The 21,739-nt window shown below is 65.7% G+C and carries 20 protein-coding genes and 1 pseudogene; 9 read left to right on the forward strand and 12 right to left on the reverse strand.

Going from position 1 to position 21,739, the window contains the following annotated elements:
- Nucleotide 1 precedes the first annotated feature (1 nt).
- Nucleotides 2-1,174, forward strand: coding sequence for an ABC transporter permease (locus tag VGR67_09595; GenBank protein ID HEV8336658.1), 1,173 nt, complete (start codon nt 2-4; stop codon nt 1,172-1,174).
- A 203-nt stretch (nt 1,175-1,377) separates the two neighbouring features.
- Here the strand turns inward: VGR67_09595 and VGR67_09600 are convergent, their stop codons facing one another.
- From VGR67_09600 to VGR67_09615, 4 genes are all read right to left on the reverse strand, one after another.
- A complete protein-coding gene (locus VGR67_09600) occupies nt 1,378-3,540 on the reverse strand; it encodes a prolyl oligopeptidase family serine peptidase (GenBank protein ID HEV8336659.1) in 2,163 nt (720 codons plus the stop codon).
- Between the two features lie 162 nt (nt 3,541-3,702).
- Nucleotides 3,703-4,065, reverse strand: a complete 363-nt coding sequence (locus tag VGR67_09605; GenBank protein ID HEV8336660.1) for a hypothetical protein — start codon at nt 4,063-4,065, stop codon at nt 3,703-3,705.
- Nucleotides 4,066-4,130: 65 nt separating this feature from the next.
- The gene (locus VGR67_09610) at nt 4,131-5,777 is read right to left on the reverse strand and encodes a type IV pilus twitching motility protein PilT (GenBank protein ID HEV8336661.1); all 1,647 of its coding nucleotides are present in this window, start codon (nt 5,775-5,777) and stop codon (nt 4,131-4,133) included.
- Nucleotides 5,768-6,295, reverse strand: coding sequence for a hypothetical protein (locus tag VGR67_09615; protein ID HEV8336662.1), 528 nt, complete (start codon nt 6,293-6,295; stop codon nt 5,768-5,770). Before VGR67_09615 ends, VGR67_09610 begins: the two co-directional genes overlap by 10 nt.
- 285 nt (nt 6,296-6,580) lie before the next feature.
- Here VGR67_09615 and pepE point away from each other — a divergent pair, with 285 nt between their 5' ends.
- Nucleotides 6,581-7,294 carry a dipeptidase PepE gene (gene pepE, locus VGR67_09620; protein HEV8336663.1) on the forward strand — a complete coding sequence of 238 codons (714 nt, stop codon included), beginning with the start codon at nt 6,581-6,583 and terminating at the stop codon, nt 7,292-7,294.
- A 344-nt stretch (nt 7,295-7,638) separates the two neighbouring features.
- Entirely contained in the window at nt 7,639-9,669 is a 2,031-nt protein-coding gene (locus VGR67_09625) for a M13 family metallopeptidase (protein ID HEV8336664.1), read from the forward strand.
- Between the two features lie 30 nt (nt 9,670-9,699).
- Here the strand turns inward: VGR67_09625 and VGR67_09630 are convergent, their stop codons facing one another.
- The 5 genes from VGR67_09630 to VGR67_09650 form a co-directional block, all read right to left on the reverse strand.
- Nucleotides 9,700-10,428, reverse strand: a complete 729-nt coding sequence (locus tag VGR67_09630) for an SIMPL domain-containing protein (protein ID HEV8336665.1) — start codon at nt 10,426-10,428, stop codon at nt 9,700-9,702.
- Nucleotides 10,429-10,644: 216 nt separating this feature from the next.
- A complete protein-coding gene (locus VGR67_09635; GenBank protein HEV8336666.1) occupies nt 10,645-11,034 on the reverse strand; it encodes a PRC-barrel domain-containing protein in 390 nt (129 codons plus the stop codon).
- Nucleotides 11,035-11,201: 167 nt separating this feature from the next.
- Entirely contained in the window at nt 11,202-11,513 is a 312-nt protein-coding gene (locus VGR67_09640; protein ID HEV8336667.1) for a hypothetical protein, read from the reverse strand.
- A gap of 165 nt (nt 11,514-11,678) precedes the next feature.
- Nucleotides 11,679-12,053, reverse strand: a complete 375-nt coding sequence (locus tag VGR67_09645) for a response regulator transcription factor (protein ID HEV8336668.1) — start codon at nt 12,051-12,053, stop codon at nt 11,679-11,681.
- Nucleotides 12,054-12,173: 120 nt separating this feature from the next.
- Nucleotides 12,174-12,296, reverse strand: coding sequence for a hypothetical protein (locus tag VGR67_09650; protein ID HEV8336669.1), 123 nt, complete (start codon nt 12,294-12,296; stop codon nt 12,174-12,176).
- 396 nt (nt 12,297-12,692) lie between these two features.
- Between VGR67_09650 and VGR67_09655 the strand changes: the two genes are divergently transcribed.
- Nucleotides 12,693-13,880 (forward strand): hypothetical protein, encoded by a 1,188-nt coding sequence (locus tag VGR67_09655; protein HEV8336670.1) that lies wholly within the window; start codon nt 12,693-12,695, stop codon nt 13,878-13,880.
- Between the two features lie 85 nt (nt 13,881-13,965).
- Here the strand turns inward: VGR67_09655 and VGR67_09660 are convergent, their stop codons facing one another.
- Both VGR67_09660 and VGR67_09665 read right to left on the reverse strand, forming a co-directional pair.
- The gene (locus VGR67_09660) at nt 13,966-14,160 is read right to left on the reverse strand and encodes a hypothetical protein (GenBank protein HEV8336671.1); all 195 of its coding nucleotides are present in this window, start codon (nt 14,158-14,160) and stop codon (nt 13,966-13,968) included.
- 50 nt (nt 14,161-14,210) lie between these two features.
- Nucleotides 14,211-15,035 carry an RMD1 family protein gene (locus tag VGR67_09665; GenBank protein ID HEV8336672.1) on the reverse strand — a complete coding sequence of 275 codons (825 nt, stop codon included), beginning with the start codon at nt 15,033-15,035 and terminating at the stop codon, nt 14,211-14,213.
- Between the two features lie 207 nt (nt 15,036-15,242).
- On the opposite strand from VGR67_09665, the gene VGR67_09670 reads away from it, so the two are divergent.
- From VGR67_09670 to VGR67_09690, 5 genes and pseudogenes are all read left to right on the forward strand, one after another.
- The gene (locus tag VGR67_09670) at nt 15,243-15,689 is read left to right on the forward strand and encodes a hypothetical protein (protein ID HEV8336673.1); all 447 of its coding nucleotides are present in this window, start codon (nt 15,243-15,245) and stop codon (nt 15,687-15,689) included.
- A gap of 3 nt (nt 15,690-15,692) precedes the next feature.
- On the forward strand, nt 15,693-16,043 hold the full coding sequence (locus VGR67_09675; GenBank protein ID HEV8336674.1) for a redoxin domain-containing protein: 351 nt from the start codon (nt 15,693-15,695) through the stop codon (nt 16,041-16,043).
- Nucleotides 16,044-16,093: 50 nt separating this feature from the next.
- Nucleotides 16,094-17,140 carry a methyltransferase gene (locus VGR67_09680; GenBank protein ID HEV8336675.1) on the forward strand — a complete coding sequence of 349 codons (1,047 nt, stop codon included), beginning with the start codon at nt 16,094-16,096 and terminating at the stop codon, nt 17,138-17,140.
- A 28-nt stretch (nt 17,141-17,168) separates the two neighbouring features.
- Nucleotides 17,169-18,086 carry a winged helix-turn-helix domain-containing protein gene (locus VGR67_09685; GenBank protein ID HEV8336676.1) on the forward strand — a complete coding sequence of 306 codons (918 nt, stop codon included), beginning with the start codon at nt 17,169-17,171 and terminating at the stop codon, nt 18,084-18,086.
- Nucleotides 18,087-18,388: 302 nt separating this feature from the next.
- Nucleotides 18,389-18,697, forward strand: a pseudogene (locus VGR67_09690) (ankyrin repeat domain-containing protein).
- Nucleotides 18,698-19,123: 426 nt separating this feature from the next.
- Here VGR67_09690 and VGR67_09695 read toward each other — a convergent pair.
- Nucleotides 19,124-21,733 (reverse strand): tetratricopeptide repeat protein, encoded by a 2,610-nt coding sequence (locus tag VGR67_09695; GenBank protein HEV8336677.1) that lies wholly within the window; start codon nt 21,731-21,733, stop codon nt 19,124-19,126.
- Nucleotides 21,734-21,739: the final 6 nt, after the last annotated feature.

Consider the following 21,739-nt stretch of genomic DNA (forward strand, 5'->3'; position numbering starts at 1 on the left):
CATGGCCGTCCCGCTGAAGTACAACCTCCGCAACCTGTTCGTCCGGAAATTCTCCACCGGGATGACGATCCTGGGCGTGGCGCTGGTGGTGATGGTCTTCCTGCTGGTCCTGTCGCTCGCCGAGGGAGTGCGCAAGACGCTGACGACGAACGTCTCCCCGTTGAACGTCGTGGTGATGCGCGTCGGGGCCCAATCGGACGTCCAGAGCTTCATCGAAAACGAGCGCTTCGCGGTCATTCAGGGGCTCCCCGGGATCGCCCGGGACGCGCAGGGACAGCCGCTGGTCTCCCCGGAGGTGGTGCCGCTCATCAACGTGCCGCGCAAGGACGGCAAGAAGACGAACGTCGTCGTGCGGGGCGTGCTGCCGGCCGCCTTCGGCCTGCGCCCGATGCGCATCGTGGAAGGCAGAATGTTCCGGGAAGGGACGAGCGAGGCGATCGTCTCGCGCCGCACGCAGCAGCGCTTCGCCGGCATGGAGATCGGCGACACCGTCAAGGCGGGCAGCGAGAAGTGGACGATCGTCGGGGTGTTCGACGCCAACGGCTCGCCGCAGGACTCGGAGATCTGGGGCGACCTCCATGACGTCCAGTCGCAGTCGAAGCGCACCGGTGGCTATTCGATCGTCCGGGTCCGCACCCCCGATCGCGCCGCACGCGATCGCTTCATCGCCGCGGTCAAGGGCGACCAGCAGGTGAAGCTCGACGCCAAGCCGGAAGACGTCTATTACGCCGAGCAGATGGGCACGGCGAAACCGCTCCAGTTCCTCGCCTACTTCGTCGGCATCCTGATGGCGGTGGGAGCTTCCTTCGGAGCCATGAACACGATGTACGCGCAGGTCTCAGCCCGGACCCGCGAAGTCGCGACGCTGCGGGCGCTCGGCTTTAGGCGCTGGTCGATCCTCGCCTCCTTCATACTGGAGTCGGTCCTGATCGCCCTGATCGGCGGGGCGGTCGGGGCGGCGCTCGCCGTCGGCATCGTCAACACCGTCCTGAGCGATCCGACCGGCACCAACAACTTCAACACCTTCGCCGAGATCCTCTTCAACTTCCGCCTGACCCCCGAGCTGATCGCCGGCGGCATGGTCTTCTCCCTCGCCATCGGCCTCTTCGGCGGCTTCTTCCCCGCCGCCCGCGCGGCGCGCCTCAAGATCGTCAACGCGTTGCGGGAAGCCTAGTGTCGCGTCTCCGAAATCCTGTTACATTCGACCGTCGATCCATCCCGGCTCGCTGCGTTGCGCCTCGCTGGCGTACCGCGTTGGGTACGCGGCACTTCGGCGCGCCTTGCCATCCGGGCGTTTCGACGGTCTCGGTGTTAACATAGTTTCTGAGACGCAACACTAGCTCGACGAGCGCTTCTCTTCGGCGAATCTCCCCTGTCCTACGGCGCCGCGCCGCCTTTGTCGCCGAACGGCACTCCCAGGTTCGCCGCCGTGAAGGCCCACAGATCGGCCAGTTCTTCGATGCGGCGGTCGGTCGGGACGTAGCCGTGGCTCGCCTGCGTCTCGATCCGGATGACCACCGGCTTCGGGCAGCCCTGGGCGGCTTGAAGGGCGGCGGCGAACTTGAAGGAGTGACCCGGGACGACGCGGTCGTCGTGATCGGCGGTCGTGACCAGTGTCGCCGGATAGCAGGTGCCGGGCTTGACGTTGTGCAGCGGCGAGTAGGCCCGCAGATACTTGAAGGCCTTCGGATCATCCGAGGAGCCGTATTCCGGCACCCAGGCGACTCCCGCCGTGAACTTGTGGAAGCGCAGCATGTCCATCACCCCGACCGCGGGCAGCGCCACGGCGAACAGATCGGGCCGCTGCTCCATGACCGCCCCGACCAGCAACCCGCCGTTGGACCCGCCGCGAATCGCCAGCTTCGAGGGGGAGGCGTACTTCTCCTTGATCAAGCACTCGGCCCCGGCGATGAAGTCGTCGAAGACGTTCTGCTTCTTCTCCAGCATCCCGGCATGGTGCCACTCCTCGCCGTATTCGCTGCCGCCGCGCAGGATCGCGGTGACGTAGACGCCGCCGCGCTCGAGCCAGGCGGGGACGTCGGGGTCGTACACCGGGGCGTTGCTGATGTCGAACCCACCGTAGCCTTCCATCAAGGTCGGGTTCTCGCCGTTCATCGGCAGCCCCTTGCGGGCGCTGACGAAAAGCGGGACGCGCGTGCCGTCCTTCGACTTGCAGAAGATCTCCTTGGTCTCGTACCCAGCGGGATCAAATTTCGGCTTCTGCGCCTCGAAGGGCGTCGTCTTCCCCGTCCGGAAGTCGTAGCGGTAGACGGTGGAGGGCGACAGCGGCGAGGTGAAGGAGTAGAACAGCTCCGGCGTGTCGTTGCGCCCGCCCATCTGCTCCACCGTCCCGACCCCCGGAAGCTGGATATCCCCTTCCGGCTTACCGGCCAGGGTGAAGACTCGGATCCGGCTCTGGGCGTCGACCAGATACTGGACGGCCACGCGCTGCCCCGCCACGACGAGCGCCTCCATCGTGTCGGCCGACTCCGGCACCACCGTCTTCCAGCTCTTCCGGTCCGGGTGTCGCGAGTCGAACGAGACGACCCGGCGCTTCGGGGCGTCGAGGTCGGTCACGATGTAGAAGGTCGTCCCGACGTTCCCCAGGAAGGTCTGCTCGGCGTCGTCCTGCTCCGCGATCGGCCTTACGGGCGCGGCGAGGTCCGGCTTGTGCGGGTCTCCGAGATCGAGGGCGTAGAGGCGGCTCCGGCGATCCGCCCCGCGCGCCGCGTAGATGGCGACGTAACGGCCGTCCTCCGAGACTCCGCCGCCGATGAACCAAGTCGGCAGGTCTTTCCTTTCGAAGATCAGCTTGTCCTCCGATTGCGGCGTGCCGACCCGGTGATAGTACATCTTCTGGTCGCGCGCCGCCGCCTTCTCCTGGCCCTTCGGCGGCTCGGGGTAGCGCGAATAGAAGAAGCCTTTCGCGTCCTTGGTCCAGGAAGAGGAGGAGAAGCGCACCCAGGCGAGCTTGTCAGGCAGGTCCTTGCCCGTCACTGCGTCGCGCACGTGGACCGTCTCCCAGTCCTCTCCGCCTTCGGAGGTGGCATAGGCGAGGAGCTTCCCGTCCGGGGACGGCGAATAGTCGCGCACGGCAATCGAACCATCCGGCGAAAGGACGTTCGGATCGAGCAGCGCCTTGACCTCGCCGTCGAGCGTGGCGCGGGTCATGAAGACCGACTGTCGCTGGAGTCCGGAGTTCTTGCGGTAGAACAGGCGCCCCGCTTCCCTAAACGGCGTCGTGACCTTCGGGTAGTTCCACAGCTCGGTGATCCTCTTCTTCAGGGCTTCACGGCCAGGCAGGCCGGAGAGATAACCGAACGTCAGATCATTCTGGGCGGTGACCCATCCCTTAGTGTCGGTCGCGTCGGGATCCTCCAGCCACCGGTAGGGATCGGCGACCTTGACGCCGTGATAGTCGTCCACCACCGTGCCTTTCTTGGTCTCGGGATATTTCAAGGTGGCGGGATCGGAAAGGATGGCGCCGAGCGGCAGGGCGAGCGCGAGCAAGAGTACCAGGAGCCGGGTTGATCTCGTCATCGTCATGGGGGGTCCTCTTGATATTGGAGTAGCGCAGAAAAAAGTAACCGATTCCGGGGCAGTGGGTCAATCCCGGCGTCTTCATGCCCCTGGCTTTTTTTTCGTGATGGCAGCGCGGAAAAACCAGCCGATTCGGGGGGGGTCGGGTCGATGGCGCGGACGTTACAGCTCCCGGTCGGGATCGTCTCCCCCCAGCTCCAGGTGGAAGCGGTGCAGGAATCGATGGACCACGGGAGCCATCAAGACCGCCACGATCGACAGGAAGGCCACTCCGGAGAAAAGGGCATAGGCGGAGGCGAACAGCTTGGCTCCCGCGGTCCTCAAGGGGTCGACCGGCCCCATGCCGGTGAGGATCATGGATGCGTTCAGGAGCGCGTCCATCCAGGCGAGATCGGCGCAGAAGTGATAGCCGAGGACGCCGATCCCGAGCGAACCGCTAATCAACCCCGCCGAGAGCAGCACGGATCGAAAGACGCGCCGCAGGAACACGTCTCTGGGAAGCAGGCGCGGGAGGTGAGGCTTCATGGCGGGAAGAATAGAGTGGAGCGGGAGGAACGGTCAAATCGACTCGGCCGTGAGACGGCCCGGCTTCAGGCTGCGTCGATCTTGAGGTTGTTGCGCTCCAGGAGCGCTCGGAACTCCGACTTGGAGACCGACTTGAAGTAGGCCTCCTTCGGCGTGACCAGCCCCTTCTGCACGACATCCATCAAGGCGTCGTTGAGCGTGCACATCCCGAGCCCCTTCCCCGTCTGCATGATGGAGGGGATCTGGAAGGCTTTCCCTTCGCGAATCAGGTTGCTGACGGCCGGCGTCACCAGCAGCACCTCCAGCGCCGCGATCCGGCCTCCTCCCTTCTTCTTGCAGAGTGTCTGCGACAGAACCCCCTTGAGCGACTCGGAGAGCATCGTGCGGACTTGGTTCTGCCGGTCCGCCGGGAACTGGTCGATCATCCGATCCACCGTGGAGGCGGCCGTGTTGGTGTGCAGCGTTCCGAACACCAGGTGCCCCGTCTCCGCCGTCTCGATGGCGATGGCGATCGTCTCCAAATCGCGCATCTCCCCCACCAGGATGCAGTCGGGATCCTCACGCAAGGCGGCGCGCAGCGCTTCCTTGAACCCCTCGGTGTGCGTCCCCACCTCGCGCTGGTTGAGCAGGCACTTCTGGTTGCCGTGCACGAACTCGATCGGATCCTCGATCGTGATGATATGGCCGGTCCGGTTCCGGTTGATGTAGTCGATCAGGGCCGCGAGCGTGGTCGACTTTCCCGAGCCGGTCGGCCCGGTGACGAGAACGAGCCCCTTGGAGAGCTCGCAGAGCTGCAGGATGTGCTTGGAGAGGCCGAGCTGCTCGGCCGTCGGGACCTTCGAGGGGATCTGGCGGAAGACGCCGCCCACCCCCATCCGGTCCACGAACAGGTTGCACCGGAAGCGCGCCGCGCCGGGGATCTCGTAGGCAAAATCGGTGTCGTGCCGTGTCTCGAACTCTTCCCGCTTGATCCGCGGGGTGATGGAGAAGAGGAGCTCGCGGACCTCCGCTTCCGGCATCGGGGCGGCCTCCCTCAGCGGAACCATGTCGCCGTCCCGGCGGAAGAAGGGGGCGGTCCCGGTGCACAGGTGCAGGTCGGAGCACCCTTCCCGGACCATCCGCGTGAGAAGCTCCTCCATGGCCTGGGTTCCCCCCGCCCTCACCGGAGCCGCTGCGGCCGCCATCGGCGGCGCGGCTCTTCCCGCTTCAGGCTCGGCGGAATCGGATAGCGGTGAGGACCGGCCCGCTTCATCGTCCACGATGGTCGAAAGGAGAGGGCTGCGGTGCCGCGGGTCGTGACGGGAATCGGAAGCGGCCGGAATCGCCGGGTTCGACTCCTGTGCCGGCGCGGGCGAGATCTTGTCCCCGGCGCTTTGGGCCGGTCCTGCGGCCTCATCCTCGAGCCCGTCGCCGAGCATCGGGATGGCGCGCAGGCGCAGCGTTCCCCGGCCTCGCTCCACCCGGACTTTCACCGATCCCGAAGGCGAGGAATAGGGGAATTCATGGCTGCCGTCCTCCGACGCGGCGGTGGCGAGGTGACCCGGGAGGATCTCCCGAAGCAACGATTCCACCTGCTGCCGGGTGGCCGCCTCGGCCGAGACGGAACGCCGGCTCTCCCCGATCGCCAGGGTAACTTTCTCCCCTGGCGCCACGATCAGCTCCTGGGCGCGGTACTTGTAGATGGTGAGGATCAGGCGGTCGATCAGGGCCATCGATCGCCCTCCTCTCCTCCCGCCTCGAGCGCTTCGACTCGCACGATTCTCCGCTTGTTGATCAAGTGGGCCAGCCCGTCTGCACGTACGATGAGGAACCGATCGCCGGTGTTCAGGAAATCGATGAGGCGCCGCCTCCCCTCGGGCATCAGGAACTGCACCGTTCCGCGCACTTTGGTCCAGTCCTGGAGGACGAGCTCCACCAGGACCTTGGCGACCGCCTCGGCCTCGGCGCCCCCTGAGGACTCCTCGGCGGGGAATTCGACCTCGGCCTCGACCGACAGAGCGGTGACCGAATCGCGATGCAGGAGTACGAACCTGTCGGGGGGCTCGACCGCCGGAAAGAAGGGGCGGGAGCCGTTCAACAGGTCGCTCGGCTTCTCGGGGCCGCTGTGGTTCTCAGCCCGATCGCCGAGGAAGAGCTTGACCACGTTCCGGGGCTGGCCCAGCAAGGAGACTTCGGCGGCAACCTCGCGCTTCGGAATCCGGTATTCGGAGAGGAGGGTGAAGGGCGACATCGTTCAATCCCCGAGTCGTGAGACGGGCTTCTTCCGCTCGCATTAAGTTAGTGCCCGGGACGGGATTGTGCCACCCCGTCCTCCGGACCGTTTCGGGCGCAGAATCGGGGCCTGAACGCTTTTGTAACGGGACGGGGGCAGGGAGAGAGGTGGACAGATGGAGTCGATTGGGCACGCATTGGCTCGTGTTGGAGCACCGATCGCCATATTCCGGCTTTACCGCCCTGGGGGACCGATTTATAGTGTCCGCGGAATGCCTCGTCTCCGAATCAGGGGGCTCCTGCCATGCAACGGTTGCTGCTCATCAGCAATTCCACCCAGCACGGGGGCGGCTATCTCGACCATTGCGAGGCGGAGCTCCGTGATTTCCTGGGCCAGGCGAGCCGGATCGTCTTCGTCCCCTTCGCGCTTCACGATCGCACCACGTATGCCGACCTGGCGCGCCGGCGGTTCCGCGCTTTGGGCATCGAGGTCAGCTCGCTGCACGAGTCGCCCGATCCCCAAGATGCGGTCCGCCAAGCTCAGGGAGTCTTCATCGGGGGGGGGAACACCTTCCGCCTCCTGGAGGCGCTGTACCGGCTCGATCTCCTCGGCGTCATCCGGCAGCGGGTGGAGGCGGGCGCTCCGTACGTCGGCGCGAGCGCCGGATCGAACGTCGCCTGCCTGACGATCAAGACGACCAACGACATGCCGATCGTGCAGCCGCCGAGCTTCGACGCGCTGGGCCTCGTGCCGTTCAACATCAATCCTCACTACCTCGATCCCGACCCCGCCTCGACCCATCAGGGGGAGACGAGGGAGGAGAGGATCCGCCAGTTTCACGAGGTGAACGACCCGCCCGTCGTGGGGCTGCGCGAGGGAACGATGCTGCGCGTCGAAGGATCCCGAATCACCTTGAAAGGATCGCGGGAGGCCCGGATCTTCATCAAGAACCGGGAGCCCCGCGAGGCTTCTCCGGGTGATTCGCTCGATTTCCTCCTTTCCGGCGCGCCGACCTGAGCCGGCTTCCCTCCCGCCGTCCTCCTCTGCGACCGGGCCGACTTGAATCCCGCCGCCCCGCTGGACGAGAATCCTGCCTTCGACGAGGCCGGTGTTGAGTCTCGGAAATCACGTTAACATCGAGGCCGTTGAGGCGCCCGGATGGCAAGGCGCGCCGAAGTGCCGCGTACCCAATGCGGTACGCAAGCGAGGCGCAACGCAGCCAGCCGGGATGGATCGACGGCCGAATGTAACGGGATTTCGGAGACGCGGCACCCAGTCCTGAAATTTCGGGAAACTCGTCCCGTAACTATCCGTACTATCCTTATCCATATTCCGTCGATAGGAGACCGAGAGGAGTAACGATGATGCGCACCCTGGCGACTGTTCTTGTCCTGGTTTTCGGCGCGGGCGCGGCGGCCTTCGCAAGCTCCGAGCCGCAGCACGGCGTTTACGCGGAGGACCTGAATCGCAGCGTCGATCCCTGCAGCGACTTCTTTGAATACGCCAACGGCGCCTGGCGCGCCGCGAACCCCATCCCCGCCTCCATGACCCGATGGAGCCGCCGCTGGGCTTCCGGGGAGTCGGCCAAGGAGCAGCTCCGGGGCATTCTCGATGAAGCCTCCCAGAAGAAGGGCCTGAAAAAGGGAGCCGTGGAGCAGCAGATCGCCGATTACTACGCTTCTTGCATGGACGAGCCACGGATCGAGCAGGCCGGCATCGCCCCGATCCGCCCGCTGCTTTCCGAGATCGACGCGATGAAAGGACCGGCCGATCTGCAACGGATGATCGGGCGGTTCCAGACGCTGCAGATTCCCGTCCCCTTCGGCGTGCGATCCGCCTCCGACAACCACGACCCGGGCCGCGTCATCGCTGACGTCTACGCCGCCGGCCTGGGGCTGCCCGACCGCGATTACTACTTCAAGCCCGAACCGCGCTTCCAGGAAGCCCGGGAGAAATACCAGGCTCACGTGGCCGCGATGTTTCATCTCTCCGGCACCGAGGAGGCGGCGGCCCAAGCGGCGGCGCAGACGGTCTTCGAGTTCGAGAAGAAGCTGGCGGCGGCCTCGCTCGACAACGTCGCCTTGCGGGACCCCCGGGAAACCGACCACAAGATGACGTTTGTCGCCCTGGAGCACCTGGCGTCCCACTTCGATTGGAGCGGCTTCTTCCGGAGCGCGGCGCTGCCGAAATCCGACCTGAACGTCCAGGAGCCGAAGTTCGTGCAGGAGGTCGAGCGCCGCCTGACCGCTTCGCCGCTGCCGGAATGGAAGACCTACCTCAAGTGGCAGCTCCTGCACTCCGCCGCCGGCGCCCTCTCGACTCCTTTCGTGAACGAGGACTTCGCCTTCTACGGCAAGTATCTGGCCGGAGCGGGAGAGCTGAAGCCGCGCTGGAAGCGCTGCGTGGAGTCGACCGACGCCGACCTCGGCGAGGCGCTCGGGCAGAAATACGTGGAAAGGCACTTCCCTCCCGCCGCGAAGGCCCGCATGCAGGAGCTGGTCAAGAACCTCCTGCTGGCGATGCGAGAGACGATCGAGCACCTGGAGTGGATGGGGGCCGACACCAAGAAGAAGGCCCTGGAGAAGATCTCCACCTTCAACCCGAAGATCGGCTACCCCGACAAGTGGAAGGACTACCGCAAGGTGGAGATCCGGCGCGACTCATTCTGGGCCAACACGGCCGCCGGGCGGAAGTTCAACGTGGCGGACGACTGGGCGCAGGTCGGCAAGCCCGTGGACCGCGGCCGGTGGGGCATGACGCCGCCGACCTCGAACGCCTATTACAATCCGCTGCTGAACGAGATCGTCTTTCCCGCGGGGATCCTCCAGCCCCCGGCGTTCCGGATGGACGCCGCGGACGCGGTGAATTACGGGGCGATCGGCGTCGTCATCGGGCACGAGATCAGCCACGGATTCGACGACCAGGGGGCCCAATACGATGCCCAGGGGCGCTTGCAGAATTGGTGGACCGCGGAAGACCTGCGCGGCTTCCAGGCGCGCACCGCGTGCGTCGTCAACCAGTTCGACGGCTACTTCATCGAGCCGGAGATCCACCACAACGGGAAGCTCGTCCTCGGAGAGGCCATCGGAGATCTCGCCGGAGCGAAGATCGCCTACCGCGCCTACCAGATCTCGCAACAGGGAAAACCGCCGGCACCGCCGGTCGACGGCCTCACGCCGGACCAGCAGTTCTTCGTCGCCTGGGGTCAGTTCCGGGGAGACGAGATCCGCCCCGAGACGCAGCGGATGATGATCCAGGGAGATCCGCACCCGATCGCGAAGTACCGGGTCATCGGGCCGCTGTCGAACCTTGCCGATTTCCAGAGAGCATTCGGCTGCGCGGCCGACGCTCCCATGGTCCGTCCGGCGGCGAGCCGCTGCGAGGTGTGGTGATCCGGCCGGCGCCGGGCCGGTGGCCGCTGCTTAGCGGCCGATCTCGACCGCCAGCGAGACGAAGCCCTGCACCTCGAGCGTCCCGGGCTCGACGGGCGTGGACGCGGCCTGGTCCTTGACGAGCATCTGGCGCGCCTCGGCGAACATCGGCCGGGGCGCCTGTCCCCCTTCCTCCACCTGAAGGATACGGACGATCTTCACCCCCAGCGCCGAGGCGAGCGCCTCCGCCTTTCCCTTCGCCTGGAGCGCGGCCTCCCGCAGCGCCTGGTTCCGCACCGGCTGATCGTCTTTCAGCGTGAAGCGCAGCGCCTGAACGTTGTTGGCGCCCGATCGCGTGGCCAGGTCGATGATCCGCCCCACCTGCGGCAGATCGGGCGTCTTGACCTGTACGACGTTGCTGGCCGTGTAGCCCGAAATCGTCGGCTGCCCCCCTTCCTTCGGATAGCGATAGTTGGGGCTCAGGGAATAGCTGATCGTCTTGATCTCGGCCCGGGGCCCGAGCACCTTGCGCATCTCGGCGAGGACGGCGTCCTGCTTCTGGGCGTTCTGAGCCGCCGCGGCCTGCCCCGTCGGGGCCTGCGTCACGACCCCGATCTCGATTTCGGCCTGATCGGGCTTCGCCTGGACGGTCGACTCGCCGGAAACGCGGATCGTCGGCCGGACCGGCTTGTCGGCCGCATCCTGAGCGACAGCCGCGGGGATCGGAACGCCGAGCGCGGCGAACGCCAGGCTCGCGGCCAGGCGCTTCAGACTCGTCATGGGTTTTCCCTCCTTGGAGTGCGGACCGTCCGTCGAGACTCGAGCCGTCTACGACCACCGCGGGTGAAGCAGGATAGCGCCCGAAGAAGGCGATGTCCATCGTGGGAGGCCGGGAAGAAAAATCAGGAAGGCGCAGCGGGGCGCGGGGGAACGGCTCGAAGCTGCGGGGCGCCCGCCACCCTGCCCGTGAGCCGGCGAGCGCCCCGCATGGCTACGTTACGGCACCCAGTAGGTGTCGTACCCGTAGTAGCTGTAAATGCTCTCTCCCCAAGTGCGGTCGGCGAAGTCAGGCCAGCGACCTTCCTTCTCGAACCCCGGGGCGTTCTGCAACTTTTCCTTGTCCACGTTGAGAATCAGCTTGTCCTCCCCGGCGTGGTGCTCGAACGCCTGCCACGGAATGGCGAAAAGCTTGTTGCCCATTCCCAGGAACCCGCCGAAGGAGAGCACCGCGTAGGAGACGCGGCCGTCTTCCGCGTCCAACACCATATCCTGGATCTTGCCGAGACTCTCGTTCTGGCGGTTGACGACCTCTTCGCCGAGCACCTTCGATGCCTGAACCGCGCCCCCGTTGGGCCGGGACGTCGTCCGCCTCGTCGCTTCCCGCATGCTCGCTCCTTTCTCTTTTGCCTCGCCGGCACGCGCGCGTCAAAAAGGATTGGCCGAACGCAAATCAGGATAAGCAGCGGAATCGGCGGGTGCGATAGGGTTTTGACCCCATCCGATTTTCCTGACGCGCTGGAGGAGGGATCGGCCGGGCGGCGGAGGAAGGAGTACTACTTCTTGCCGCGCTTCACTTCCTTGATGCGGACTTCCTGCCGGGAGAGAGCGGACTCGCGGTCCCGCCGGTAGGCTTCCTCGAGCTTCTCGAGCGCCTCGGGATCATGCCCGGCCGCGCGGTGCTCCGAGCGGAAAAGGATTTCCCGCTCTGCCAGCTTGGCCTCCGTTTCGCGGCGAATCTGCGCGATCCGCTCCTTCTGGCGGGGGGAGAGCTTCTCGGGAGCGGTCGATTTCGACCCAGACTTCTTGTCCTTGCTGCTGAGCTTCTCGATCGCCAGCTCGTAAGCCGATTTCAAACGGTCATTCATCGTATCTTCGTATCTTCCGAGGTCAAAGTCGCGCATCGGAGAATCGTGGGAGCGAGGAGAATAAACCCTGGACGCGCCCTTGTCTACCCGGGTTCGCGGTTTCCGGGGGAAAGGCGAGGATCCAAAGGCCTGGTGGAGACGCGCGTCTTGACGGCGAACCCGGGCTCAAGAAGCGCCGGCGCGCCTCACCGCCTTTTGCGGCACCTCCGGAACGAGGCTGGCCCAGGCGCTGACCTTCGGGATGAAGGCGTCGGCGCCGCTGCGCAGCGCCGCCAGCCGGTAGACCGGCTCGGTCTGCTCCGCCATGATGACGATCTGGACGTTCTTTCCGGTTTTCTTGATCATTGCGGTCGCTTCCAGGCCGCTGACCCGCGGCAGCGTCATCTCCATCAGGACAAGGTCGGGCTGAAACTCTCGGGCCAGGGCGACCGCCTCCTCGCCGTCCGCTGCCTCCCACACCTCTTCGACCTCGCCCCCTTGGAGAAGCTGCCGGATAGCATTGCGGAACCCAGGATTCTGATCGGCAATCAGGATGTTCATGCGAGTCCCCCTTTTTCGAAGACGGCATTATGCGCTTGGGGGCGGCGACGGCAGTATGGGGTGTTCACCCCAAACCGCTATCCGGCGGGCCTCTTCCGGGATAGGGATCTCGCCCTGCCTTCAACACCTCACGTAGCCGAGCATCCAGAACACCACGAGGAAGATCAGGATGGTGGACAGGCATCCGCCGCCGAGCTTCCAGGCCGCGACGCCCGCCAGCAAACCGCGAAGAGGACCCTGCATGGACGACCTCCTTCAATGAGAGTTGTCGATCACAGTACTCTGGCTCCCGCGGCCGCGAGCGACAACTCCGAATCTCCCTGCATTCTCGGTAGGGAATCCTCCGCGGTGTTTTCCCTACAGCGAATCACGTAGAGATCTCTCCTCGCAAATCGATGTCCAAAATTCGTCCTTCGATTACAAGAATGGTAGGTTCTTTAGGCAAACGGCTGGCGGGCTGGATCCACTCGCGATGGCCCGATTCCCTCTTTGGATGTTTGGAATGAGTCGCTTAAAGGCGAAGATCTCCCGGCGAAGCGAGGCGAAGGGCGGGGCCATGGTCGGCATGGATCCTGCTGTTGATGTCAAACTTCTTACAACTCTCAATTGAGCGGGCCGTCATTTCCCGCAGGAGGTCCCATGATAGGCAAAACACTCGACACACGGGCCGCCGAAGGACGTTCGGCGTCGATGGCGCGTTTCGGCCTCGCCGCCGCGGCGATCTTCATGGTGCTCGGCTTTGGAACGATGAGCTGCGCGAGAAAGGGGCCGGGGACCGCGAAGACCCCCGATGAGCTGCTCACCCAGCTCAAGGAGGACCGTTCCGAGATCGACAAGACGACCGACACCATGATGAAGCGGATCGACACGTTCAACGCGTCCCGCAAGCCGGGTGAGACGCAGCTGCAGTTCAGCGAGATCTTCAGCCAGGATTTGAGCCCCGAACAGCGTGACGTCCTCAACAATCTCGTGGCGGAGGAGAAGGACGTCTCCTACAAGGCCCTCCTTCAGAAGATCATCGCCGACCGGGACACCATCCGGGGACTCCAGGAAAACGTGATGCGCCTGGAGCAGAACCTCTCGGACAAGTTCGTGGTCGTGAAGCACGGCGACAAGCACCGCGACCTGGCCATGGCCTTCCTGACCCAGGAGAAGCAGGTCGACCCGGAGAAGTCGAAGACTCTTCTCTCCCAGATCGACCTGAGCGATGAGCTGCTGCCGGGCAACAAGGTGTGGTTCTTCTACGATCCGAAGCAGGACGTTTTCCGCACGTACGTGACCCAGGGTGAGGCCGGCCAGACCCCGCTCGCGGTGCGCCGGGCCAAGCAGCGCCAGCTCATCCAAGAGCGGGACACCTTCAAGAGCGAGCGGGACGTCGCGCAGGCGGAAGTCTCGACGCTGCAGGTGACCAAGGCCGACCTCGAGTCGACCAAGTCCCAGCTCGAGACCGACAAATCCCAGCTGGAGACCGCCAAGGCCCAGCTCGAAAGCGAGATGGCGACGCAGCAGAACAGCCTCTTCTACCACGCCGCGGACGTGCGGACGCTGAAGGATCAGGGAGTCCTCAGCTCGGTCCTCCAGCGCGTGGAGAACGTCAAAGGCGTCCAGTACGACGAATCGATCGATCTCCGGGAAGGGTCCACGATCAACCTGGATTCGCAGACCTTCGGCCTGACCGAGATTCGCAAGGTGAAGGTGCTTCCGGCGATCTACCAGGAGGGCAGGGACTTCACGATCGAGACCGATCAGGACCGCCACAGCGCCCGGGTAAAGATTCTCGATCCCGATCTCTTCAAGGGCAAGGAGGTCCTGCTGATCGTCAGCTAGAGCCGTCCCCGCTCGCGGGACGTCTTTCTTCAAGGCGCGCGCCATCGTTTCGTGAGGCGCGCGCCTTGTTTTTTGGCGGGGACGGCTACTTGTTGAGGTTGATGTTCTTCGAGGCGCCGGCCGAGACGGCCCACATCCAGCCGACTCCGACGGCGATGACGCAGCCGATGACAACCCAGGTCGCGCCGATCCTTTGAAGAAGCTTCAGCTTCCAGAGTGCGGCCAGGACGCCCCCCAGGAACAGGAGGTACCCGACGAGATACAGATTGAAGTACTTCATGCGCACCTCCCGGACGGACCCGGCGAACCCGGAATCCAGGTTGCAGATGCTCAGCGCATCAACGACCAGATAAAAACCAGCACTTCGATGAAGATCAGCAGCAGGATCGCCAGCTCGAGCTGCACGGTCCGGCGGTGGTTGAGCAGGTTCATCAGCATCGAGCTCATGTCGGTGAAGTAGACGACTTTCTCCTTGATGGCGGAGAGCCGCTCCTCCAGATCGAAGAAATCGTAGAGCTGGCTGTCGAGGCGCTCCAGCATCTCGCTTTCCCACGTCTCTGGCGGCTTGTCGAAGAGCGTGAGGTTGGCCAGTACGGACGAGCGGACCTGAAGGGCGAAACCGATGGCGCGCAGGACCTCTTTCACCGGAAGGCGCAGCCGGCCGCTGGCGTGGAGGCAATTCACCACGGGCTCGAAGCGGCGAAGCGCCGCGGCCACCACCTGCTCGATGTGATCCAGGGCCACCGACTGGGCGACGGTGAGCGAGATGATGGTCATGCGGTCCAGAGTCAGCTCTTTGAGCCGCACCTCGTTGAAGGTGACCGCGCTCTCGCCCGCCCCGACCAGCACTTCGATCTCCTCCTCCATCTTCGTGTCGGGCGAGTCTCCCATGACCAATCCGACGTCGGCGAGGAAGTCTCTCTGAGTGCGGTCGGTGCACTTCCAGAACACGACCGAGCCGAATTTCGTCAGGACGGCATAGCTGCCGCGCACCGGCTCGGTCACCAGCGGATCGGCGGCCAGCACCGGGTAATGGGGATGGCGCGCCCGGAAGCTCTTGAGGTCGACCTGCCCTTCGAGGTAGACGGCCCGCACGCGGACGCGTTCCGCCGCCTCGGGCCGGAAGGGAAGCGTGACGTTCGGGACGATCGACATGGGTCGCGGCGCCTCCCGGGTCGCGGAGCGGCGAAGCCGGAGCCAAGGAACTTGGTTGACCTGTCGATCCTCGTGATTATCGATCGCGATGTCAACAGCCGGCGCCGGCGCGTGCGATCCGGCCCCAAACGGTCCCCTCCGGAAGCGCGGCGCCCCCGAAGCGACTCCCTCCTTACGGTATACTGACGGGACTCTGGGAGTGTCTCCATGAAGCGTCGCTGGAACGTCTCCGCCTGGGCGGGATTCGGGACGGTCCTGGTCGCCTTCCTGACCTACGTCCCGGTCTTCACGCGCTTTCCGATCACGCGCGACTTCCCCTGGGCCAATCTGCTCCTCTTTGGCGCGGGTCTGGCGATCCTGGCCCGCGGGCTGGGCCGCGCCTATCGCGAGCCGCAGCTCTATCGCGGCAGGGTTTTCGCGCCGGTCTTGATGGGTCTGGGGGTTCTCATCCTCGTCTTCTTCTGCTACGGCGTCCTCGTCGCGTCGCGGCAGCTCCCCGTCTCGTCCGGCGCGCCGCACGTCGGCTCGCCGGCGCCTGATTTCACCCTGCCCGATCAGGACGGCCGGAGCGTCTCCCTCTCAGCGCTGCTCGGCCACGAGGGTGGAGAATCGCTCCAAGGAGCCCTCCTCATCTTCTATCGCGGCTATTGGTGACCCTTGTGCAACTCCGAGTTGCGGAGTTTCGAGGAACGCCTCGGGGACTTCGATCGGCGGCGGGTCCGCCTGCTCGCCATCAGTGTCGATCCGCCGGAGGTCAATCGCCGACACCGCCAGGAGCTGGGATTCAGCTTCACCTTCTTGTCCGACCCGAACGCGGAGGCGATCCGGCGTTACGATCTCCTTCATGCGGGGGGCGGACCGGATGGAAAGGACATCTCCCGGCCCGCCGAGTTCCTGGTCGACTCGAGCGGGACGATCCGTTGGGTCAATCTCACCAGGTCGATCACCGTGCGGGCGCGCCCTGAAGAAGTCCTGAGCGCGATCGACCGCCTTCCCCCGGGCAGATGATCGGGGCCACCGCCATGAAACGGCGCCAGACGTTCCCCAGGAGGCTGTCGGTGAAAAAAAAGGTGAAAAAAAAGAAGCTCGGCGGCGGCAAGCCGCTCCCCGGTCAGATGCTCGACCTCGTCACCGGCTACTGGGTCTCCCAGCTCGTCTACGTGGCGGCCAAGCTGGAGCTTGCCGACCGCCTCGCGAAAGGCCCCAAGACCGCCGCCGATCTGGCGGCGGAGACCGGCGCGAACCCGATCGCCCTGCACCGTATCCTGCGGGCTCTCGCCGGCGTGGGGGTCTTCAAGGAGACCGCCGGCGGCCGCTTCAAGCTGACGCCGCTCGCCGGCACGCTGAGGACCGGCGTCCCCGGCTCGATGCGCGATTTCGCGGTGATGATGGTCGAAGACTACAACTGGGAGGCCTGGCAGGACATCCTCGAAAGCGTTCGCAACGGCGAGGCGGCCTTCCCGAGGGTCCACGGGATGAAGATCTTCGAGTACTACGAGAAGCACCCCGAGAAGGGAGGCGATTTCGCCCGCGCGATGTCGAGCCTCTCGGGCACTGAGAACCCGGCCATCGCGGCGGCCTACGACTTCTCGGCGCTGCGCACTCTGGTCGACGTCGGGGGCTCCCAGGGCCACCTCCTCGCGGAAATCCTGCGCCGCAACCGCCGCCTGAGGGGAGTTCTCTTCGACCTGCCGCACGCCGTCGAGCGCGCCAAGGCGGCGCCGTATCTCAACGCGAAAGGGCTCCACGGCCGCATCGAGTTCGTGGCGGGAGATTTCTTCCGGGGAGTGCCCGAAGGGGCCGACGCGTACATCATGAAGTACATCCTGCACGACTGGGACGACTCCCTCTGCACGAAGATCCTGAAGAGCTGCCGGGAAGCGCTGGCTCCGGGCGGCCGGGTGCTGGTCGTGGACACGGTGGTGCCGCGCGGCAACGCCCCCCACTGGGGAAAGCTCCTGGACGTCAACATGCTGGCCATGACGGGAGGGCGCGAGCGCACCGCCTCCGAATTCCAGGATCTCCTCGCCGGGGCCGGCTTCCGGTTGAAGAGGATCGTTCCAACCGCCTGCCCGCTGAGCATCGTCGAGGGCCGGGCCGCCTGACGGCCCTGCCTGACTCCGGGGTTTTTCCGTGCCGACCGAATTGATCTACCGTTTCGGCCCCTTCGAGTTCAACCCGCAAAGCGGCGAGCTTCATCGCGACGGGGTGCGGATGAGCCTCGAGCCGCAGCCCGCCAGGGTTCTGGCGTTTCTGCTATCGAAGCCGGGGCAGGTCGTCTCCCGGGAGGAGCTGCAGCGGCACGTCTGGGGCTCCGGCACGTTCGTCGATTTCGAGCGCGGGTTGGCCTACTGCATCGCCCAGGTCCGGTCGGCGCTCGGGGATTCGGCCAATTCCGCGACGTACATTCGGACCCTGCCCCGCCGCGGCTTCCAGTTTCTGGCTCCGGTCCGCGCCGATCCGCCCGGAGAGCCTCGGCCGGACCCGCCAGAGCCCCAAGACTCCGGGTCGCGCCGGGTCTTGCCCCATGCCCTGGCCGCGCTGCTGCTTCTCGCAGGGGGGGCCGCGCTGGCCGCCGGCCTGTGGCGGGGCGGCGCTCTCGGCCACCTCTTCGCCCGGCCGACGATTCGGCTGGCGGTCGCGGCCTTCGACAACGAAACGGGGAACCCCGCGCTGGATTCCGCCTCCCGCAGCCTCTCCGACGCGGTGGTCGCCCGCCTGGCGGAGCTGAGCCCCGGGCGTCTGGGAGTCATCGGGAATGCCGCCATCCTGCAGCGCTTGCGGACCTTCCGGGACGTGAAGGAAATCGGCCGCGACCTCCACGCCGACTACGTCGTTCTGGGCCAGCTCCAGCATCGGGAAGAGAAAACCCGCGTCATCGTCCATTTGATCCGCTCCGAGGACGAGACCCATCTGTGGGCCCGCCGATTCGATCGAACCGGAGCCGACTGGCTCGTGCTTCAATCCGAGATCGCGGAGGCGGTTGCCGGCGCGGTCCGCAATTCTCTGCTGCGACCTCCCTCCCCTGCGGCTCTGCCGCTCGACTCCTAGCTGCTAAGCCCGAGCTCATCCCGCCGCGTCCCTCGGATCGCCTTCATCCTTTCCTCATGCCGTCCTGCAGGGTGATTCCCGCGCGGGTCGCGTAATCTCCGATCTCTTGTTCACTTTGGGAGGCCACCATGAGCCGCATGGATCGTCGTTCTCTCCTCAAGTCGAGCGCGCTGCTGCTGTACCCGGTGCTGAATGCCACGATTCCCGCGGCCGCTGCGGGGCCGGCGCCGCCTGCGGGGCAGCCCAAGGACGGCGGCGTGCACGAGCTCTACCCGACGCAGGATCCCGAGTTGGTCCGGGAAATGGTCGGCGTCTCGCATTTCAGCCTGGAGAAGGTCACCGCGTTGGTCGAAAGCCGCCCGACACTCGCCCGGGCTTCCTGGGACTGGGGCTTCGGCGACTGGGAAACGGCCTTGGGGGCGGCATCACACATGGGGCAGCGGGAAATCGCCCGTTTTCTGATTTCGCGCGGAGCGCCGCCGACGATTTTTTCGGCCGCCATGCTGGGCCAACTCGAGGTGGTCCAATCGATCGTCGGGGCTCTCCCGGGGATCGAGCGCGTCAAGGGACCCCACGGCATTCCGCTGGTCGATCACGCGACCGCGGGCGGCGCGGCGTCGGTGGCCGCATTTCTCAAGACTCTCGATACCGCGGGAAGCGAAAGGCCTCTCGAGCCCCTTGCGGAGCGGGAGGCGAAGATGCTGTGCGGCGATTACGTCTTCGGAAAGGGGCCGCGGGATCGCTTCGAAGTCACCTTCGCCGACGCCCGGCTCGGGATCGCCCGGACGGGCGGAACGCGGCGGTTCCTCTTTCATCGCGGCGGCTTCGATTTCTATCCCGCGGGGGCGGAGTCGGTCCACATCCGCTTCACCGTTCGCGACGGCCGGGCCACCACGCTGACGGTGGACGATTCCGGATCGCTCCGGGCAGTCCGGTCCTGAGCGCCGTCGGGGAAACGGCCAACGGCGGCTCCGGGGCGCGCTACAGCCCTGGGGGAGCGGCGGCGAGCCGAGCGGGGCCTTGAGGTTTCGGGAGGGCTACCGCGGGGGGTTCCTTTTCGCCCGGGCCACGAGGACGTCGAAGGCGGGATCGCCGCGCAGGACCGCGAGGTCGGAGTCGCGCATCATCACGTCCCAATGCGAATATCCGTGCGACACCGCCTCGTCGAGCCGGCGGAGGGCCTGGGCGCGATCTCCCTGCAGGGCGGCGAGACAAGCGAGGTTGTAGTAGACCTTGGTCGTGTCGGGATGGTCCGGCCCTACGGTGCGCAGGTCCCCCTCGAGCGCCTTCCGATACATCGACTCCGCTTCGGCGTATCGTCCCTGCATGAGGTAGATGTTGCCCAGGTTGTTGTAGCTGGAGAGCGTCTCGTGGTTCTGGTCACCCAGGATGCGGCGGCGCTTCTCGAGAATTTGCAGGTCGATGGCCTCGGCCTCCGCGTACCGTCCCTGGCTGTCGTACAGGTTCGCGAGCTGGTTCATCACCTCCAGAGCCATGGGGTGATCCTCACCCAGTACGCGTCTTTCCCGCTCCAGCGTGTCACGGAACAGTTTCTCGGCCTCCTCGTACCGCCCCTGCGCTCTGATTGCAATTCCCAGGTTCTGCATCGTCGCCATCGTGAAGGGATGATCTTCCCCCAAGATACGCCCGTATCTCTCGAGCACCTCCCGGTAGAGCTTCTCCGCTTCGGGGTATCTCCGCCTCTCGAGTGTGAGGATCGCCAGGTCGTGCAGGGAGCCGATCGCTTCGGGATGATCCTCTCCGAGCGAGGCGCGCCGCGCCTCGAGGACCCGTCGCATGATTTTCTCCGCCTCGTCGAGGCGCCCCTGCTGCATGGTCATCTGGGCCAGACCGCTCATCGAGAATAGCGTGTCCCGGTGGTTCTCCCCATGGAGCGCGCGCCGGATTACGAGGACATGCGCGTAGAGCTTCTCCGCTTCGGAGTAGCGGCTCTGGAGCCCGTACAGGAAGGCCAGATTGTGCATCGAGACGAGCGTCTCGTCGCTTTTCTCGCCCAGGAGCCGTCGGCGGGTCTCGACCGATTTCTCCAGGAGCGGCTCGGCCTTCCTGTAGAGGCCTAGGTTCGTATAGACGTTTCCCATTGTCATCATGAGCTGCGCCTGGACCTCGGGCTCCTTCGAGAGATCCTTCTCGATCTTGTCGACGCCCCGATCCAGGATCTCCCGCGCCGTGACCGAATTCCCGCGCGCCTCGCCCGGATCCGACACCTTGAACAGCCCCGTCAGGAACTCCGAGACCCGCGCGGCCCGGTTGCGCTCCCGGGCGATTCGCCGGGCCTGGACCGCCATCACGACGGCAAAACCGGCGAGGCCGATCAGGACCAGGGCTGCAAAGGTGACTCCGGCGCGGTGCCGCCTGATGAACTTCCCGGCGCGATAACCGGCGCCGGGCGGCCCCGCCAGGATCGGCTCGTCCCGCAAATGGCGGGAGATGTCGGCGGCCATCTCGGAAGGGGATCCGTACCGGCGCCGGCGGTCCTTCTCCAGCGCCTTCATGGTGATCCAGTCGAGATCCCCCCGCAGCTGGCTCGCCAGCTTCCCGGGCTCCGTTCGTCGGCTCTTCGCCGCCTCCGTCGAGGCTTCGCCCATCGAGCTGATCCGGGTGCTGGGCCGGGGGGGATCCACTTCCCGGATCCTCCGGAGTATCTCGTCGAAGCCCGCCTGCCGCAGGTCTTGCGGATCGAACGGGAGTGCGCCGACCAGGAGCCGGTAGAGAAGCACCCCGAGCGCGTAGACGTCGGTTCTCGTATCGGTGTCGGGCCCCCCGAGATCCGCCTGCTCGGGGCTCATGTACTCCGGCGTTCCGATCAGGACGCCCCGCTCGGTGAACATGGTCCGCTCGGTCAGCCTTTCTCCCGTCGCCTTCGCCACTCCAAAGTCGATGATCTTCGGGATGGGTTTGCCGTCCTGGATCGCGACCAGGACATTCGAGGGCTTGAGATCGCGGTGGATGACCCCTTTCTGGTGGGCGTGCTGCACTCCCTCGCACACCCGCATGAACAGCTCCAGCCGGTCGCGCGTCGAGAGGCGCTCGCGGTCGCAGTAGGCGGTGATGCGCTCCCCCTCGACGTACTCCATCACGAAATAAGGGGCGCCGCGCGGCGTCTCGCCGGCCTCGAAGACGCGGGCGATGGCGGGATGGTCCATCCGCGCCAGCGCCTGCCGCTCCGCTTCGAAGCGCGCCACGACCTGGCGGGTGTCCATCCCCGCCTTGATCAGCTTGAGCGCCACCTGCCGCCGCAGCGGCGCCGTCTGGCCCGCGAGCCAGACCTCGCCCATCCCTCCCTCCCCGATCTTCCGGAGAAGACGATAGGGGCCGAGGCTTCCTCCGGGCTGTAAGCCGGAGCCCGGTGGGCCCGGCGATGCACTTTCGCTTGACGAATCAAGGGAGCTCGTCGGCTGAGGCGGAGAATCGAGGAAAGGGGCGGCGGGGGAAAGCAGCGGCTCATCAAGGATGCCGCTCGGCTTGCTGGATGATTCGAGGAGCTGGCTGACGCGGGTTTTCAAATCGGCATCTTCGCCGCACGCCGCGTCGAGATACTCCGCGCGCTTCCCGGGCGGAAGCTCCAGCGCTTCCTCGAAGATCGAGAAGATGCGGCGCCAGCGCTCCGGCGTTTCCTCTGCCACGATCGG

It is taken from the genome of Candidatus Polarisedimenticolia bacterium (assembly GCA_036004685.1).
In the GTDB taxonomy this organism is placed as follows: Bacteria; Acidobacteriota; Polarisedimenticolia; order Gp22-AA2; family AA152; genus DASYRE01.